Source organism: Ruegeria sp. AG6, from assembly GCF_056541565.1.
The window spans coordinates 1-17,581 of record NZ_JBQFYQ010000011.1; the positions used below are offsets into that span (position 1 = coordinate 1).

The 17,581-nt window shown below is 59.7% G+C and carries 18 protein-coding genes; 9 read left to right on the forward strand and 9 right to left on the reverse strand.

Features of this window, described 5'->3' with window-relative positions; genetic code table 11:
- Positions 1 to 121: 121 nt before the first annotated feature.
- The 4 genes from pta to ACR0I0_RS17640 all read left to right on the forward strand — a co-directional run bounded on the left by pta (position 122) and on the right by ACR0I0_RS17640 (position 5,770).
- Complete coding sequence (gene pta / locus ACR0I0_RS17625) at positions 122 to 1,129, forward strand: phosphate acetyltransferase (RefSeq protein WP_171724943.1); 1,008 nt, start codon at positions 122 to 124, stop codon at positions 1,127 to 1,129.
- A gap of 90 nt (positions 1,130 to 1,219) precedes the next feature.
- Positions 1,220 to 4,039: a molybdopterin oxidoreductase family protein gene (locus tag ACR0I0_RS17630; protein WP_480492399.1), complete on the forward strand. Its 2,820-nt coding sequence runs from the start codon at positions 1,220 to 1,222 to the stop codon at positions 4,037 to 4,039.
- A gap of 109 nt (positions 4,040 to 4,148) precedes the next feature.
- On the forward strand, positions 4,149 to 4,898 hold the full coding sequence (locus tag ACR0I0_RS17635) for a 4Fe-4S dicluster domain-containing protein (protein ID WP_171172200.1): 750 nt from the start codon (positions 4,149 to 4,151) through the stop codon (positions 4,896 to 4,898).
- Positions 4,898 to 5,770, forward strand: coding sequence for a dimethyl sulfoxide reductase anchor subunit family protein (locus ACR0I0_RS17640; protein WP_171637691.1), 873 nt, complete (start codon positions 4,898 to 4,900; stop codon positions 5,768 to 5,770). Before ACR0I0_RS17635 ends, ACR0I0_RS17640 begins: the two co-directional genes overlap by 1 nt.
- Positions 5,771 to 5,904: 134 nt before the next feature.
- On the opposite strand, the gene dapA is transcribed toward ACR0I0_RS17640, so the two are convergent.
- Positions 5,905 to 6,777: a 4-hydroxy-tetrahydrodipicolinate synthase gene (gene dapA, locus ACR0I0_RS17645; protein WP_171637693.1), complete on the reverse strand. Its 873-nt coding sequence runs from the start codon at positions 6,775 to 6,777 to the stop codon at positions 5,905 to 5,907.
- Between the two features lie 134 nt (positions 6,778 to 6,911).
- Between dapA and ACR0I0_RS17650 the strand changes: the two genes are divergently transcribed.
- Complete coding sequence (locus ACR0I0_RS17650; protein WP_480486531.1) at positions 6,912 to 8,885, forward strand: lytic transglycosylase domain-containing protein; 1,974 nt, start codon at positions 6,912 to 6,914, stop codon at positions 8,883 to 8,885.
- On the opposite strand, the gene ACR0I0_RS17655 is transcribed toward ACR0I0_RS17650, so the two are convergent.
- Complete coding sequence (locus ACR0I0_RS17655) at positions 8,859 to 9,728, reverse strand: DMT family transporter (protein WP_171637697.1); 870 nt, start codon at positions 9,726 to 9,728, stop codon at positions 8,859 to 8,861. The two genes, ACR0I0_RS17650 and ACR0I0_RS17655, sit on opposite strands and share 27 nt — an antisense overlap.
- On the reverse strand, positions 9,725 to 10,390 hold the full coding sequence (gene mnmC2 / locus ACR0I0_RS17660; protein ID WP_480486529.1) for a tRNA (5-methylaminomethyl-2-thiouridine)(34)-methyltransferase MnmC2: 666 nt from the start codon (positions 10,388 to 10,390) through the stop codon (positions 9,725 to 9,727). Before mnmC2 ends, ACR0I0_RS17655 begins: the two co-directional genes overlap by 4 nt.
- A 55-nt stretch (positions 10,391 to 10,445) precedes the next feature.
- Between mnmC2 and ACR0I0_RS17665 the strand changes: the two genes are divergently transcribed.
- A complete protein-coding gene (locus ACR0I0_RS17665) occupies positions 10,446 to 11,480 on the forward strand; it encodes an NAD(P)/FAD-dependent oxidoreductase (protein WP_480492403.1) in 1,035 nt (344 codons plus the stop codon).
- Here ACR0I0_RS17665 and ACR0I0_RS17670 read toward each other — a convergent pair.
- From ACR0I0_RS17670 to ACR0I0_RS17685, 4 genes are all read right to left on the reverse strand, one after another.
- A complete protein-coding gene (locus ACR0I0_RS17670) occupies positions 11,472 to 12,263 on the reverse strand; it encodes an HTD2 family dehydratase (RefSeq protein WP_480486525.1) in 792 nt (263 codons plus the stop codon). The genes ACR0I0_RS17665 and ACR0I0_RS17670 overlap by 9 nt on opposite strands.
- Positions 12,264 to 12,278: 15 nt before the next feature.
- A complete protein-coding gene (locus tag ACR0I0_RS17675) occupies positions 12,279 to 12,821 on the reverse strand; it encodes an NADPH-dependent FMN reductase (protein ID WP_171637702.1) in 543 nt (180 codons plus the stop codon).
- Positions 12,822 to 12,953: 132 nt separating this feature from the next.
- On the reverse strand, positions 12,954 to 13,625 hold the full coding sequence (locus ACR0I0_RS17680; protein WP_480486521.1) for a YiaD family glycine zipper/OmpA-like lipoprotein: 672 nt from the start codon (positions 13,623 to 13,625) through the stop codon (positions 12,954 to 12,956).
- 126 nt (positions 13,626 to 13,751) lie between these two features.
- Positions 13,752 to 14,444, reverse strand: a complete 693-nt coding sequence (locus ACR0I0_RS17685) for a helix-turn-helix transcriptional regulator (protein ID WP_171637703.1) — start codon at positions 14,442 to 14,444, stop codon at positions 13,752 to 13,754.
- A 106-nt stretch (positions 14,445 to 14,550) separates the two neighbouring features.
- Between ACR0I0_RS17685 and ACR0I0_RS17690 the strand changes: the two genes are divergently transcribed.
- On the forward strand, positions 14,551 to 14,742 hold the full coding sequence (locus tag ACR0I0_RS17690; RefSeq protein WP_170345624.1) for a hypothetical protein: 192 nt from the start codon (positions 14,551 to 14,553) through the stop codon (positions 14,740 to 14,742).
- Between the two features lie 2 nt (positions 14,743 to 14,744).
- Here the strand turns inward: ACR0I0_RS17690 and ACR0I0_RS17695 are convergent, their stop codons facing one another.
- A complete protein-coding gene (locus ACR0I0_RS17695) occupies positions 14,745 to 15,392 on the reverse strand; it encodes an RluA family pseudouridine synthase (RefSeq protein WP_171637705.1) in 648 nt (215 codons plus the stop codon).
- A 96-nt stretch (positions 15,393 to 15,488) separates the two neighbouring features.
- On the opposite strand from ACR0I0_RS17695, the gene ACR0I0_RS17700 reads away from it, so the two are divergent.
- Both ACR0I0_RS17700 and ACR0I0_RS17705 read left to right on the forward strand, forming a co-directional pair.
- The gene (locus ACR0I0_RS17700) at positions 15,489 to 15,899 is read left to right on the forward strand and encodes a nuclear transport factor 2 family protein (RefSeq protein WP_171637706.1); all 411 of its coding nucleotides are present in this window, start codon (positions 15,489 to 15,491) and stop codon (positions 15,897 to 15,899) included.
- A 2-nt stretch (positions 15,900 to 15,901) separates the two neighbouring features.
- Positions 15,902 to 16,612 carry an SGNH/GDSL hydrolase family protein gene (locus ACR0I0_RS17705; RefSeq protein ID WP_480492407.1) on the forward strand — a complete coding sequence of 237 codons (711 nt, stop codon included), beginning with the start codon at positions 15,902 to 15,904 and terminating at the stop codon, positions 16,610 to 16,612.
- On the opposite strand, the gene rarD is transcribed toward ACR0I0_RS17705, so the two are convergent.
- Entirely contained in the window at positions 16,603 to 17,508 is a 906-nt protein-coding gene (gene rarD / locus ACR0I0_RS17710; RefSeq protein ID WP_171119891.1) for an EamA family transporter RarD, read from the reverse strand. The two genes, ACR0I0_RS17705 and rarD, sit on opposite strands and share 10 nt — an antisense overlap.
- Between the last annotated feature and the right edge of the window lie 73 nt (positions 17,509 to 17,581).

Genomic DNA, 17,581 nt, shown 5'->3' on the forward strand with positions numbered 1-17,581 from the left:
AACCAGGAGCTCGGCGAGCCTTTCCGCCGCGACGCGATGAAAAAACCCGTCGCCGTCGCCGGAATCTCCGCCGACGACATGAAAGCTCAGGAAGCGTAATCAAAGGACGAGGCCACAGCGCATGACAATGACACCAATTGAACTGTTGCGTCAGAGCGCCCCGGCCTCGCGCCCTGTGATTTCTTTATGCGAAGGCAGTGATCCCCGCGTTGTTGCGGGGGCGCTGGCCGCCCAACAAGCCGGACTGGCCGATGTCATTCTGGTCGGTCCACAAGCCGAGGTCGACGCCGCCCTCAAAAACCAGAACGCCACTCGCTCTGACGGCGTCATGGTTCACGACCCGGCAACCTCGGACCTGACCGAGGAATTTGCTCAAACCTATTTTGAACTGCGCCAACACAAGGGCGTCGATCCGGCCAAGGCCCGAGCCGCCGTTGAAACACCGCCAGTCTATGCCGCCATGCTGGTACGCAGCGGGCGGGCCACTGGAACCGTAGGTGGAGCCGTTCACACAACCGGAGACATTGTACGCGCGGCCATTCAGGTGATCGGCATGGCCCCCGATGCCGGAATGGTATCATCCTTTTTCCTGATGTACCCGCCGGAAGACGCTCAACCCGGAGCGCGGGCGATGCTCTATTCGGACTGCGGCCTGGTCATCGATCCCAGCCCTGACGAGTTGAGCAAAATTGCCGTCGCCTCGGCCAGATCGGCGCGCGCACTGCTGCGGGTTGACCCCAAGATCGCCATGCTCAGCTTTTCGACCAAAGGCAGCGCAAAGCATCCCGATGTCGACAAGGTGATCGAGGCCACTGAAACACTGCGTCAAAGTTCCCCGGATCTCGAGGTCGACGGCGAGCTTCAGTTCGACGCGGCCTTCGTGCCCTCGGTCGGGGATCGCAAATCGCCCGGATCTTCGGTCGCCGGTCAGGCCAACGTGATGATCTTTCCCAATCTCGACGCGGGCAATATCGGCTACAAGATCACGCAACGACTGGGGGGTTACACCGCAATCGGCCCGGTTCTGCAGGGGCTGGCCCGACCCGCCAACGATCTTTCCCGCGGATGCAGCGCCGAAGACGTGACCCAGATGATCGCCGTGACGGCACTGCAAGCTATCAGGGAATAAAACTCAGAACTCGCGTCGTCTTCAGAACGATGTTCTCAAATCGGAAGGAAAGTGAAACAATCCTCCCGACATAACCGACAGGACCCGCCAATGACCCATCAGCAGCCGATCCTTGAAACGTCTCCGAAAGTTTCGGACGAGGTCCGCAAAACCACCTGTTATATGTGCGCCTGCCGCTGCGGCATCAACGTTCACATGAAAGATGGCAAGGTAGCCTATATCGAAGGAAACCGGGACCACCCGGTCAACAAGGGTGTGTTGTGCGCCAAGGGCTCTGCCGGGGTCATGCAGGTCAACGCCCCCTCTCGCCTGCGCAAACCGCTGAAGCGTGTCGGCCCACGCGGCTCGGGTGAATTTCGCGAAATCGAGTGGGACGAGGCGCTCAGCACTGCCGTGGGCTGGCTGAACGAACTGCATGAAACCGCACCGCAGAAGCTGGCTTTCTTCACTGGCCGCGACCAGAGCCAGAGCTTCACCAGTTTCTGGGCCCAGAATTTCGGCACTCCGAACTACGCAGCCCACGGCGGCTTCTGCTCGGTCAATATGGCGGCCGGTGGCATTTACACGATGGGCGGCGCTTTTTGGGAGTTTGGGCAACCCGACTGGGATCACACCAAACTGTTCATGCTGTTCGGCGTCGCCGAGGATCATGACAGCAACCCGATAAAAATGGGGATCGGCAAGATCAAGGCGCGCGGCGCACGGGTGATCGGAGTGAATCCGATCCGGTCGGGCTATAACGCAGTTGCCGATGACTGGGTTGGCATCACACCCGGAACAGACGGGCTGTTCATTTTGTCGCTGATCCACGTCCTGATGAAAGCTGGCAAGATCGATCTGGATTACCTGAGCCGCTATACCAATGCGCCGGTTCTGGTGAACGCAAGCGAGGGTGCGGAAAAGGGCCTGTTCCTGCGCGACGAGGATGGCAAGCCGCTGGTTATTGATCGCAAGACGGGCAAGCCAACCGCATTCGACAAGCCCGGCGTGCGCCCGGACCTGTCGGCGACCTATGACAAGGACGGTGTAACGCACCGTCCCGTTTTCCACTTGATGGCCGAGAAATACCTCAGCAACGAACACGCGCCCGAGGCGGTGGCCGATCGCTGCGGCATTCCCGCCAAACGTATCCGGGCTATTGCCGCCGAAATCGCCAGGGTCGCTTTTGACGAGGCGATCCAACTGAATCAGGAATGGGTTGATTTTCGGGGTGAAAAGCACTCGAAGATGATTGGTCGTCCCGTCAGCTTCCATGCCATGCGGGGCATTTCGGCCCATGCCAACGGATTCCAGACCTGCCGCGCACTGCACGTGCTTCAGATCCTGCTGGGAACAGTCGAGGTGCCGGGCGGTTTCCGCTTCAAGCCACCCTATCCCAAGCCGGTCGAAGCGCACCCGACGCCCCATGGCGACAGGCGTCCGGGACGCCCGCTGAACGGCCCGCATCTGGGCTTTCCACGAGGTCCCGAAGACCTGCTGCTGGATGACTGCGGCACGCCGCAACGCATCGACAAAGCATTCACCTGGGAAAACCCGATGTCCGCGCACGGGTTGATGCATATGGTGATTTCGAACGCGGCTGCCGGTGATCCCTACAAGATCGACACGCTGTTCATGTATATGGCGAACATGTCGTGGAACTCCTCCATGAACACCAAAGGTGTGATGGAGATGCTGACGGCCAAGGCCGAAGACGGCAATTACATCATCCCGCGCATCATCTACTCCGATGCCTATTCTTCGGAAATGGTGGCCTATGCCGACCTGATCCTGCCCGACACCACCTATCTTGAGCGGCACGACTGTATCTCCCTGCTGGATCGCCCGATCTGCGAGGCCGACGCCGCAGCAGACGCCATTCGCTGGCCGGTGGTCAAACCCGACCGTGACGTGCGTGGTTTCCAGTCGGTTCTGATCGAGCTGGCCAACCGTATGAGCCTGCCGGGTTTCACGAATGAAGACGGCAGCCCAAAGTGGAATGACTACGCAGATTACATTGTCAACCACGAACGACGCCCTGGCATCGGCCCGCTGGCCGGCTTCCGGGGTCCAGACGGCGACAAGGAAGGCCGCGGCGAGGTCAATCCGGATCAGCTGAACCGGTATATCGAAAACGGCGGATTTTATGTGGCGCATATCCCGGAAGGCGCGGATTACTACAAACCGTGGAACACCGCCTATCAGGACTGGGCCGTCGGGATGGGCATCTATGACAGCCCTCAGCCCTATCTGTTCCAACTCTATTCCGAACCGATGCGCCGTTTCCAGCTGGCTGCCGAAGGTCACGGAGACCGCCAGCCGCCCGAGCACCTGCGCCAGCGCATCAAGGACACCATGGATCCGTTGCCGATCTGGTACGAAACCGATCAGCAGGGCAATGAAGGCTTCACCGTCAACGCCCTGACGCAGCGCCCAATGGCCATGTATCACAGTTGGGGCACACAGAACGCATGGCTGCGCCAGTTGCACGGGCAAAACCCGCTGTACGTCCCGACCAAACTGATGCGGGAACACAACCTGCAAGACGGAGACTGGGCAAAAGTCAGCTCTCCCCACGGTGAGATCACCGTGCCGGTGATGGAGATGGCCGCGCTGAACGACAACACGGTCTGGACATGGAACGCCATCGGCAAACGCAAGGGCGCCTGGGCCTTGCAGGACGACGCACCAGAAGCGACCAAAGGTTTCCTGCTCAATCACCTGATTCACGAATTGCTGCCGTCCAAAGATGATGGAATGCGCTGGGCCAATTCGGACCCAATCACTGGTCAGGCGGCATGGTTCGACCTGAAGGTCAAAATCGAAAAAGCCGACGCACCTGCCGATGCGCAAAGCCAGCCGAATTTCGACCCGATCAAATCTCCTGTCGGAACCGGCCCTGAGAACCTGGCCTGGAAGGTGGGCAAATGACCCGGATCCGCACTTCATCTGGCCAAAAATATCCCGGGGGTGAATTGAGCCGCAGGCTCAAGAGGGGGCTGGCCCCCTCACCTGCCCTCCACAGCAGAGGTTCACTGACATGACCCAGCTACCAAACTCCACTGACCGCAAGATGGGCCTGGTCATCGACCTGGATACCTGTGTCGGCTGCCACGCCTGCGTTATTTCCTGCAAAGGCTGGAACACAGAAAATTACGGCGCCCCTCTTTCGGATCAGGACGCCTATGGTGCAAACCCTTCGGGCACCTTTCTCAACCGCGTGCATTCCTACGAAGTGCAACCTGCCGACGGGCATGCCCAGCTGATCCACTTCCCGAAATCCTGCCTGCATTGCGAAGACGCGCCCTGTGTTACCGTTTGCCCCACCGGCGCCAGCTACAAGCGGGTCGAGGATGGCATCGTCCTGGTCAATGAAAGCGATTGCATCGGATGCGGCCTGTGCGCCTGGTCCTGCCCTTACGGTGCGCGGGAACTGGATGTGGCCGAAGGTGTGATGAAGAAATGCACACTTTGCGTGGACCGCATCTACAACGAAAACCTCCCCGAGGTCGACCGTATCCCCTCCTGTGTTCGCACCTGCCCTGCGGGCGCAAGGCACTTTGGTGATCTGGGCGACCCTGACAGCGATGTCAGCCAGCTGGTTGCAGAACGGGGTGGCATGGACCTGATGCCGGAAATGGGAACCAAACCCGTCAACAAATACCTGCCCCCGCGCCCCAAGGACACCGTGGAAGACCAGATCGACATACTGGCCCCCCTGCTGGCCCCCATCGCTGACGAGCCCAAAGGGTTCCTCGGCTGGCTCGACAAGACGTTGGAGAAACTCTGATGCATCCCGCACCCTCCGTCATTCTGTTCACCACCCTGTCCGGTCTGGGATTTGGACTGCTGTTCTTTCTTGGCCTGGGGTTTCCGGCTGTTTCGGGTTGGGTGGCTTTTGTGTTCTTCGCCATTGCCTATGGTCTGGCCGTCGGCGGGCTTTTGGCTTCGACCTTCCACCTGGGCCATCCGGAACGGGCCTTGAAAGCCTTCACTCAATGGAAAACCAGCTGGCTCAGCCGTGAAGGTTGGTGTGCCGTCCTCGCGCTGGTCGTCATGGGGCTCTATGCAATTGGCGTGGTGTTTCTGGACCAGCGCTGGGGTTTTCTGGGCTGGATCGGCGCAGGGTTGTCGCTGGCCACAGTGTTCACGACATCGATGATCTACACGCAGCTCAAGACCATCCCACGCTGGAACATGAACCTGACACCTGCCATGTTCCTCAGCTTCAGCCTGGCCGGTGGTGCCTTGCTGGCAGGTCAGACAAGTGCAGCTCTGCCGCTGCTGCTGATCGCGGCGCTGGTGCAGATACTGTACTGGCGCAAAGGGGATCAGGCGTTTGCATCATCGGGAACTGATCTGGGTACAGCCACCGGGCTTGGCGCACGCGGTTCCGTCCGCGCCTTTGAGCCGCCCCATACCGGCACCAATTATCTGCTGCGAGAGTTTGTTCATGTGGTCGGGCGCAAACACGCCGAAAAACTGCGGCTGATCTCGTTCGTTCTGGCATTCGTGCTGCCGGTTCTGCTGTTGTTGTTGCCGTTCAATCACGTCTTCGCCCTGCTGGCCGTGGCCTCGCATCTGGCAGGTGTTGCAACGTCGCGCTGGCTGTTCTTTGCGCAGGCCGAACATGTCGTGGGGCTGTATTACGGCAAACGCTGAGGGGGCTCTGCCCCCGCCGCGGCAAGCCGCGACTCCCCCGGGATATTTTTAGCCAGATGAAGTCTGGATATATGGAAAAGAAAGGGCGGCGCTCGAGGTTCGAGGCCGCCCTTCGTTGTATTCTGAAATACCAGTCAGATCAGGCCAGCATGGGCCATTGCGGCCTCGATTGCATCCTTGGTGCTGTTTTCCAGCTCGGTCAGGGGTGAGCGGACTTCGGTGCTGCAAAGGCCCAGTTTGCTGAGTGCATATTTGGCACCGACCAGGCCCGGCTCGATGAAGATCGCCTCATGCAGCGGCATCAGTTTGTCCTGATACTCCAGCGCTTTTGCGTAATCCCCTGCCAGTGTCGCCTGCTGGAATTCGGCGCAGAGCCTGGGGGCCACGTTTGCGGTGACCGAAATGCAGCCAACACCGCCGTGTGCGTTGAAGCCAAGTGCGGTGGCGTCTTCGCCGGACAATTGGCAGAAATCTGCGCCGCAAGTTGCACGCTGCTGGCTGACACGGGCCAGATCGCCCGTTGCATCCTTGACCCCGACGATACGGGGAAGCTTGGCCAGTTCACCCATCGTGGCAGGTGTCATGTCAATGACTGAGCGGCCCGGAATGTTGTAGATGATGATCGGGATATCCGCGGCCGCATGCAGCGCCTCGAAATGCGCGATCAGGCCACGCTGAGTCGGTTTGTTGTAATACGGCGTAACGACCAGTGCCGCATCCGCTCCGACTTTTTCCGCGAACTGAACGAAGCGGACAGCTTCGACCGTGTTGTTCGACCCGGCACCGGCAATGACCGGAACGCGGCCCGCAGCGGTTTTGACGACCTCTTCGATCACTGTTTCATGCTCTTCGTGGCTGAGCGTCGGGCTTTCGCCGGTTGTTCCCACAGGCACCAGCCCGGTCGAGCCTTCGGATATCTGCCAGTCCACCAGATGTTTGAGCGTCTTCAGGTCCAACTCGCCGTTGTTGAACGGGGTGACGAGGGCTGGCATCGAGCCTTTGAACATGACACGCTCCTTCAAGGTGCATTTTGCAGTTTTTACGCCGCGGTCCCTCACGTTTCCAGCTTTGTGAGTTGATCCCGGCGACGCACGGTTTATCCTCACAGGCTCTATCCTCGGTTGGTTAGGAAATGCAAGGGATGACACGCTTTCTGGCACTGTTGACTGCTGTGATTCTGTATTCGGTGACTGCGACGCATTCAGCACGGGCAGATGCTGCTGCTGATTTGCGCGCTGGACTTACCGAAATGCGCAAAGGCGACTGGAACGCAGCGTTGCGCGTATCCGGCCAGCGTGGTTCTGTATCGCGCGATATCATTGTCTGGCACTGGCTGCGCGAGGGCTTCGGCAGCTCTGGCGACGTGTTGGTGTTTCTCGAACGTCGCCCGGACTGGCCCGGGCTGGCATGGTTGCGCCGCAAGAGCGAGCCTGTTTTCACCGGTGCCGATCCAGACAGGGTTCTGAAATTCTATGCCGGCATGCCGCCTCAGACGGCAGAGGGCGCGTTGAACTTTGCCGTCGCTCTGAAAGCCAAGGGACGCATCGGAGAAGCGGAGGCCGACATTGTGACCGCTTGGCGCACCATGCCAATGGGTTCGGGTCTGCAAAAAAGCTATCTGGAAAACTTTGCCAAACTTCTGAAGCCGCATCACGCGGCGCGCTTGGACAGAATGCTGTGGGACGGTCATCTTGTAAGCGCCGGGCAGATGTTGCCTTTGGTCGGTTCAGACGAACGCAAACTGGCCGAAGCACGGATAGCATTGCAGAAACGCCAACCCGGTGTGGACACCAAGGTGGCAGCAGTTCCCAAGTCTCTGGCGGATGCGCCCGGGCTGGCCTTCGATCGTTTTGTCTGGCGCGACAAGAAAGAACTGGATGACAGCGCCGTCGATCTGATGCTGGCACGCTCTACCGGGCCTGACGCCCTGGGTGAGCCTGACAAATGGGCCGAGGGACGGCGCCGTCTTGCACGGCTTGAGATGCGATCGGGCCGTGCGGCGCGCGCCTATGACGTGGCCGCCAATCATCACATGACCCCCGAAATGGGTTACGGCTATGCCGATCTTGAATGGCTGGCCGGTTTTCTGGCGCTTCGCAAACTGAATGATCCTGCCACCGCCATTCGCCACTTCCAGAACTTTTCGGACGCCGTGAAATCTCCGATCTCGAAAGGCCGTGGTGGCTATTGGCTTGGGCGCGCTTACGCGGCATTGGGTGACGCGGACAAGGCGTATGACGCCTATGCGATGGGGGCCGACTACCAGACCTCATTCTACGGTCTGTTAGCCGCAGAACGGATCGGACGACCGTTTGATGCAGAACTGGCCAATCCGCGGCGCGCGCCGCATTGGCGGCAGGCGGAATTTGCCGATTCCAGCGTTTTGGAGGCCGGATTGCTGTTGCTGAAAGCCGGAGAAGCAAACCTGTCCGAACGGTTCCTGACCCATCTGGTCGAAAGCCTTGATCCAGTACAGGCCAATCAATTGGGCGATCTGGTGATCGAACTGAAACAGCCGCATCTGGCCGTGATGATCGCCAAACGGGCGGCAACTACGGGAACCGTTCTGCCCGCAGCCTATTACCCGGTCCATCCCGTTGCAGATATGCGATTGCCGATGGCCAAGGAAATGACATTGGCCATCGCGCGCCGTGAAAGCGAGTTCGACCCGGTCGTCGTCAGCGGTGCGGGTGCACGCGGCCTGATGCAGGTAATGCCCGCCACGGCCAAGCTGGTCGCGGGCGAGCTGGGCATTCTCAGCGGCCATCAGACGGGACGATTGACCACGGACTGGCAATACAACGCAAAGCTTGGGGCCAACTATCTTTCTGGTCTGGCGGCCGATTTCAACGGCAACGTTGTGATGATGGCGGCGGGGTACAATGCGGGACCAAGGCGCCCGATCTCGTGGATGGAACGCTATGGTGATCCGCGCACAGGCGAGGTCGATATCGTCGACTGGATCGAGACGATCCCGTTCAGCGAAACGCGGAACTACGTGATGCGCGTGACCGAAAGCCTGCCGGTCTACCGTGCCCGCCTGGGGCAACCCGCCCTTCCGGTTCCTTTCTCGCAGGAGCTGATCGGATCATCTCTGGCGGCGTTCGCGCCATAAGGTGAACAAACCTGCGGCCACGACGATGGTTGCGCCCGCCACGACTTCGGGGCGCAACGTTTCGCCAAAGATCGAAATACCCAGGATCGCGCTCCAGACCAGGTGAAAATATGCAAAGGGTTGAACCGCACTGGCTTCGGCCATCTCATAGCACTTGATCAACAGCCAGTGCCCGAACACCCCACTGACACAAAGCAGCGCCATCCAGAGCCAGTCGCCGCGCGCCATCGGCTCCCAGAACCACATGCCAAACACGGTCATCGCCACGGCACCGGCGACACCGGTCCAGAAAAAGCTGGTCGCCGCGCTGTCCTGACGGGCGACATATCGCGTCAAAAGTCCATAGATCGCAAACAGCAAAGCGGAAATCAAAGGTATGACAGCCCATGGGTTAAAGACCCCGGCGCCCGGTTGCAGGATGATCAGAACGCCGATGCAGCCGACACCGATCGCGGCCCATCGCCGCCATCCGACCTTTTCGCCCAGCACCGGCCCGCTCAGCGCGGCGACAAGCAAAGGATAGCAGATGAAGACGGCCATACTGTCGATCAGGCCAAGGACCGTAAAGCCGAACACCGCAATGCAGATCTCGGCCGCCAGCAACAAGCCCCGCACGATCTGCAAACCCAACTGACTTGTCTTTGTGGCCGCCTTCAGCCCACCGGGGGCCCGGGCGGCCAAAGCGATGACAAAAGCCGCAAAGAACCAATAGCGGATCATGACCACCATGTAGGTGTTGTAGGTTCCGGCCAGATGGCGCGAGATACCGTCCTGCAAGGCAAAGACAATTGTCGCGCCCACCATCAAAGCGATGCCCGCACCGACATTGTTCGTCTGGGTCATGCTTTGTGTGCCCGTGTCATGTGCCGCTTGCGACCATAGCCGGGTGTGCGGGTTACGTTGAAACCGGCGCTTTCAAGCCCCCGGCGCACAAAACCCGCGGCTGTATACGTGGCAGCTGTACCGCCTTTGACAGTGTGGCTTGCCACGTCCTGCATCAGGTCCGCGCCCCACAATTCAGGGTTCTTGGCTGGTGAAAACCCGTCGAGAAACCAGGCATCTGCCACACCGTCCCAGTTCGGCAATGTCTTGCGTGCATCGCCGATCACCACCTCAAACCGAAGCGAATCCAACATACACGTGCGCCCTGTCCAATGCGCCAGAAACCGGCTGCTCCACGGATGCAATTCGGGAAAGGCCCCAAGCGCGCGCTGCATGTCGTCCGGTGCCATAGGAAAGGCTTCGAAACTGGTAAAGCGCAATGGCCCTTTCTGACCGGATGCCTCCCATTCCGACCAGGCGGTCAGCAGGTTCAGGCCGGTGCCAAAACCCAACTCGGCAATGTGAAATCCCGGCGCAAACCGTGCAGGCAAGTCATTTCCCGCCAGAAACACATGGCGCGTCTCTTCCAGCCCGTTCTGCAACGAGTAATATGGGTCGTCGAAGCGATCCGAGACCGGTATCTGATCTTCGGTCCACGTCAATTCGGCGCGCTGGTCTGCCATTGGGGAATCCTGTAGCTAAGCGGCGCGACACTGAACAAGGAAAAGGGAATTGGCAATGGTCGATGTGACGGTTCGCGGCGCAGGAATTTTCGGCCTGTCCATCGCCTGGATTTGTTCGCGCCGCGGTGCGAAAGTGCAGGTTGTTGATCCGTCCGGTCCCGGCGCCGGGTCCAGCGGAGGTCTGGTCGGCGCATTGGCCCCGCACGTGCCGGAAAACTGGAACGCCAAGAAAGCATTTCAGTTCGACAGTCTGATCATGGCTGAACCCTTCTGGCGACAGATCGAAGACACCGGCGGGGTTTCCCCCGGCTATGGCCGGCTGGGCCGCCTTCAGCCGATCCCGGACGCGCGTGGTCTGGAACTGGCCCGCCAGCGCGAAGGCACCGCAGATGAGCTTTGGCAAGGTCGGGCGGAATGGCGTGTCATCACCACGGCCCAAGCGGGTTCTTGGTGCCCACCCAGCCCCACAGGCTTTGTCATTCGCGATACGCTGACGGCACGAATGCACCCCCGGCGGGCCTGTGCCGCGCTGGTCGCAGCCCTGGAGGTCATGGGCGTTCACATTGTCAGTGAAGCCGAGGACAAGGGGCAGGTCATCCACGCCACGGGCCTTGCAGGATTGCAGGAACTGAACGACGCCTACGGCAAGACCGTCGGAAATGGAGTCAAAGGGCAGGCCGCCCTGTTGCGCTTCGACGCAGGGGAAGTGCCGCAACTATTCGCCGACGCGATTCACATTGTGCCGCATGCAGACGGAACACTTGCGGTCGGATCGACCTCGGAACGGGATTATGAGGACCCGACCAGCACGGACGAAGCTCTGGACGACGTGATAGACCGCGCCACGCGCGTCCTGCCCCTTTTGCACGGGGCCGAGGTGATCGAACGCTGGGCTGGTGTGCGCCCGCGCAGCAAAAGCCGAGCGCCGATGTTGGGCGCCCATCCCCTGCATCAAGGGCAGTACATCGCCAATGGCGGGTTCAAAATCGGTTTCGGCATGGCCCCCAAAATCGCCGAGGTCATGGCCGATCTTATGCTGGAAGATCGGGATACGATCCCTGATGAGTTCCGGCCCGAAGCCTCATTGTGACTGCGCGACGGCTTGCATGCATTGCCGCCCGTCAGGGCCGCGCACCCACATGTTTGCACCCCTCCGACACAACTGGGCAGTTTCGAAATGCATCAATGGTGAAGTCGCGCGGAACGAAAACGAGGCGAGCGGACCGATCAGGTCAACCGCGAAGAGCATCAGAAGCTGCGCCAGAAGCGGCCCGTGCACGACCAGCCCGCCATATCCTTCCACATCGCGCGCATAGTCCAGATCATAGTGAATACGGTGGCCATTGAAGGTCAGGGCCGAGTATCGAAACAACAACGTTGAATCGAACCCGACTTCGCGGCAATCGGTCTCATCGGTGCGCGCTGTGGGCGGTTGGGGCATTTCAGCATCCGGCGCAGGATCTTCGCGATATACAAGATCCTGCCACTCTGTCATGCGCAACTGACCGTTCTGCCAGATCTCGTGCCGCAACGTGACAAAGCCCAACGGGCCGGACCGCCCCACCTTGGCGTTTTGACTTTCAAGAACCGATTTCTTTTCGGCGGTGATCCCTGCGATCAATGGCGCATGAAAGGTCAACCGCCCGCCGGCCCACATTCTGCGCGGCAACCCCATATCCGGGATCAAGCCCCCAACCTTGGGATGCCCATCCCGACCCAATGCGGCGGCCGGTTGAGGGGTCCAGAAATAAAGCTGATGGAAGAAGGGCGGCAATTCCGAACCACTGGCGATCGTTGGCACACCACCCAGCGCGACCTGAAATGCGGCCGCGCGGGCCGGATCCAAGAGATCGGTCTGTCGCTCTTGCGTCATTTGCCTGACCCGCGATCAGAAACCGGCCTCGGCCCGGAGTTTCTGCATCAAGTCATGCAAGGACTTTTCGTACCGGTCCGAACGCAGCTTTCCCTGATCGTCGAATTCGTTCGAACTGTTCGCCAGATGGATTTCGGGCCCTTGCAGGATGCGCGGCTGAAATGGAACCATACAGGCCCGCAGGATCATCTGCGCCCGTTCCCCGCCTGCACGACCAGCGGCCGCCGACATTACCGCAACCGGTTTGTCGGCCCATGGATTGCCTTGCGTTCGGCTGACCCAGTCCAGCGCGTTTTTCAGAACGCCTGATGGACCCTTGTTGTACTCTGGTGTCGAAATGATCACCGCATCGGCCTGTGCGATCTGATTGGCTAGCGTATGAACCGCCTGGGGAATCCCTTCTTTGTCTTCCAGATCACCGTCGTAGAGGGGCAGGTTCAAATCCGCTTCGACAAAGCTTGCCGGATCGAACAACCGTGCCGCCTCGCGCAGAAGCTTACGGTTGGTCGCGTTCTGGCGCAGGGACCCGGACAGGCCAAGAAGGGTCGGTTGGGACATCGGGAAAGCTCCGTTTCTGTGTTTGGCGCAAGTTAGACCGAGATCACCCCGATCCAAACCCCATTTGACGCACAGTCATTGCGCAAACCGAGCCGCCCATTGGGCGGCCCCGCTGTTCACGCCGCGCAGTGGTTACGCGTTCCCGCTGGGCAGCACGACAATCTCGACACGCCGGTTTTGCGATTTTCCTTCCGGCGTCAGGTTGGACGCGACAGGGTTGTTTTCGCCCTGCCCGATCGTGCGAATACGGTTGTAGCTGACACCGTTGGCCTGAAGGATATCGGCCACGGCATTCGCGCGGCGCTCTGACAGGCCCTGATTGTAGGTTGCGTCGCCGTCGCTGTCAGTGTGCCCGATGATCTGCACGTTCGAATTCGGGTAGTTGACCAGATTCTGGCCCACTTTCACCAGATCAGACCGCAACGCCGGGCGCACAGTCGAACTGTCGGTGTCAAAGGTGATGTCATTCGGGACCGTCACAATCAGGCGATCGCCTGCGTTGACGATTGTAATTCCGTCATTTGCCAGTTGTTGGCGCAGCTCCGCAGCCTGCTTGTCCAGTTGATTGCCGATCACGCCGCCCCCGGCAGCACCGATTGCAGCACCGGCCAACGCGCCCAGACCGGGGTTCGAATTATTGGCAATTGCCCCGATTCCAGCGCCGACCAGCCCACCCAGAACGGCGCCCTGTTTGGCGTTCTGGTTCGGGTCGTCCTGTACTTTCAGCGTGCCCGGGTCGGTACAGGCCGCCAACACAAGGGCTGAACACAAACCTGTGGCCACGAAAAACTTGGAAATCGTCATGATATCACCTTCTGCTCCAGCACCCGTTATTCGGGCGTGCTTCGTTTTCCTCAGTATATCACTGTGCAGGCTTGGCGGCTCAAGCTACAATGCGGTGAAGTCGGCGAATACCCGCCAAACACGTATTCAAACCGCTTCAACGAACGTTTCTGCATTCTGCTGTTCCTGCCAGAGCTCGCGCAATGACCTGCTTTGTCCTGAAAAGCTATCTTCGGTGCATTCACTGGACCAGATACGGTCGGTGCGGAAATGGCGAAACCCGTTGCGCAATTCGCACCAGCCTGCCAACATCGTGCATTCGATGTGATAGATCAGCGCCACAGGGCGCACGACCCGAACCGTGCGTTCGCCTTCGCTATCTTCATAGGTGATACGGATTTTCCGCTCTGCCCTGATGGCTTCGCGGTAATGCGCGATCGAAACGCAACCCTTGTTTGGATCATCCGCCGGGGCACCCCATGGGGCAACCTGCAACCAATCCGCTGGGCAATGCAATGCGTCGATCTTCTGACATATCCGGCTGGCGGCCCTTTGAAGGTGACTGTCGCCGGTACGCGCAAGAAGAGACAGGCCAACCCACAAGGCCTCAACTTCTTCTGCATCGAAATTGAGCGGCGGCAGATCATAGCCGCGCCGCATCACGTACCCGATACCGGCCTCACCTTCGATGGGCGTCCGTTGCGCCTGCAACTCGGCAATATCCCGATAAACCGTGCGCACGGACACCTCCAACCTTGCGGCCAGGGCCTCTGCCGTGACCGGAGCGCCCGCAGCCCGCAGGATCTGGATGATTTCAAACAATCGGGTCGAACGGCGCATTGCATCCTCCTGTCACCATGCTGACACCCTAGCACACCCCACTGACAAGAGGGTGTCAGGAGTGATGGGCCAGATTGAATTGGCATCGAAAGAAGGAGCACGAAAAATGCCATACCTCGACACCCATGTCATGATGACACTCAGGCTGGGGCAATGGTCTCAGGACCATACCCTGCGCGCCTTCGAGATCGAGCGCGAAATCGCCATGGCCCGGCAGTGCAAGCAGCCCGTATCAAAGAAACGATCCAGACGATTTTCGCTGGGAAATCTAAAGATGCTCTGGACCAGCACGGCCTGAGATCAGAACTCGGGCCGGGCCCGAAACTTCATCGAAACCCCACCTTCCGGGTGTTTCAGACGCAGTTCTTCCGAATGCAGCATCAATCTGGGGAAGTCCAACGCATCGCCCGTCGCATAGAATGGATCGCCCAGGATCGAGTGGCCCAGCGCCTGCATATGGACGCGAAGTTGATGAGACCGGCCCGTTTTGGGAAACAGACGCACACGCGTCGTATCGCCTTCGGTCTTCACGACACGCCAGTCCGTCACGGCAGGTTTGCCCGTCGCGTGGCAAACCATCTGTCTGGGTCGGTTGGGCCAGTCCACGATCAGAGGCAAGTCCACGGTGCCGGTCTTGGGTTCCAGCTGCCCCCAGACTCGGGCGATATAGGTTTTGCGGGTCTGACGCTGCTCGAATTGCATGCTCAGGTTGCGCTGTGCGTGCGGTGTTTGGGCAAAGACCATGACACCGGACGTGTCACGGTCCAGCCGGTGCACCAGCAGTGCTTGTGGAAATGCATCCTGCACCCGGGTCAACAGACAATCTGAAAGATGCGCGCCCCGCCCCGGAACCGAAAGCAGGCCCGAAGGTTTGTTCACCACGATCAGCTGTGCATCTTCATGCAACACATCCAGCGGGGTTTGAGGGGGATCATAGGTGTCGCTCATGCAGGGTGCCTATCCCAGCTCGTGACCTCCCGCAACGTCGTCCTTGCATGCCCGCCGATGTTCGGTGACCTTCTCTTCAAAAGCGGAGGAGATGCAATGCACCCGACAATTGAACGCATGCAAGAGGTTGTCGCAAAGGGCGATGAGACCTTGATCCATCAGCTCCTGGCCGAAGATGTGCAGTTCCTGCCGCCCACATACTACAGCACCTGGACAGGGCGCGCTCCGGTCGCTGCCGTTCTGGGGCATGTCGGGCAGGTGTTTTCAGATTTTCGTTATCGGCGCGTCATGGGCGACGGGAAAGACTGGGCATTGGAGTTTCAGTGCAAAGTCGGTGATCTGGATGGTATCGGCGTGGATCTTGTTACGTTGAACGACGACGGGTTGATCCAGGTTTTCGAGGTCGTCATGCGCCCCTACAAAACGGTAGGTGCCTTGCGCGATGCCATGATGGCGCGGGTCATGACAGACGCTCGCTTTCTGGAATTCAAAAACGCGCTGAGCTGACAATGCCTCGTTCCCTAGCTGCCGATCAGATTTTGCGGGTTCCGTTGCTTCCGGTGCTTGCCACGCAGGGGCTATCGGTGCGAAGGAACGCGCAGTTGCTGCCGGAACCGACTGGCCCGCGCGAAGGCCGCACAGGGCGCGGGCCACGTCTGCGGCTTTTGATCACCGGTGACAGCTCGGCTGCCGGAGTGGGCGCAGGCACGCAAGATCAGGCGTTATCCGGTCATCTGGTCAACCGTCTGGCCGGCCACTATGCGGTCGAATGGCGGCTGGAAGCGACAACCGGGCACACCACCCAGGACACGATCGACCGCCTGTCGCAAATGGACGGCGAGTTCGATGCTGTCGTTACGGCACTCGGAGTCAATGATGTCACCCGTGCCGTAACACGCCAGCAATTTGCGCGCCGTCAGACCCGCCTTATCCGCTTGCTTTCAGAAAACCTGGGGGCTCGTCGCATCGTCGTAACCGCTGTCCCGCAGATGAACAGGTTTCCGGCCCTACCACAGCCGCTGGCCTGGGTGCTTGGATGCCAGGCCGCGCGCCTGGATCAGGGGTTGCAAGAGGTTGCGGCTGCATTTCCGCATGTTCAACATCTGCCACTCGACCTGCCGGACGACCCGGCATTGGCTGCACCGGATGGCTACCATCCCAGTCCCCGGGCGTATGCGCTCTGGGCGGATGCAGCCGCGCGTCTGTTGCTTCAGGCCTGACCGCGCGCCTGCCGGATCATAGGGATCGAGTAAACGACCAGAGCCGCCCAGATCAGTGGGAACGCGATCATCCGGCCCGTGTCTATCTTCTCGCCGAACAGGGTTATCGCTGTAATGAAGATCATGGTCGGCGCGATGTATTGCAGGATGCCCATCGTGGACAGACGCACCAGTTTGGCGCCATTTGCATAAACCAGCAATGGCACCGCCGTCACGACCCCTGCACAGGACAACAACAAGGTGTCCGACATCGCGACACCGAAATGACCAGTGCCCCGCACACCCAGAAACGTGACATAGACCAGCGCCGGGATCAAAAGGATCAGGACCTCAAGCAGGAAACCCTGGTTCGGCCCAATCGGCAGCGAGCGCTTGAAGAACGCGTAGAATCCCCAACTGATCATCAACCCAAGAGCCGCCCAAGGCAAACGACCGGCTTCCACCACAAGTACCACCACACCCAGCGCGGCCAATCCGACCGCGAACAGTTGTGTCCTTGTCAGGGGTTCTCTCAACAGGATTGCCCCCAGCGCGATACTGAATAGGGGGTTGATGTAATACCCCAACGCCGCATCCAGTGCGTTGCCCGTGGAAATGGCCCATACGTAAATCGCCCAGTTCACGGAAATAAGCGCAGCGGTCAAAGCGGCCATACCCAACATCTTCGGATTGCCAAGCGCGGCCTTCAGATCCCGGGTTCGGCCCAGGACAACCAGCAACAACCCGGCCACAGGCACTGACCAGATAACACGGTGCGCCACAACCTCGACCGCGCCCATATGATCCAGCGCTTTCATGTACAGAGGCAAGAACCCCCACAGGACATAGGCCGTGACTGCCAGCGCAAGCCCTTTTGGTGTGTCCGTGTTCTGTGAAGGTAGAAGCGTGTCTGCCACATCGGGTCTCCGGTTGATACCGGTTCGGTTTAAGGCAGAAATGAACGGGTTGAAAACTCTGAAAACAGTGAAG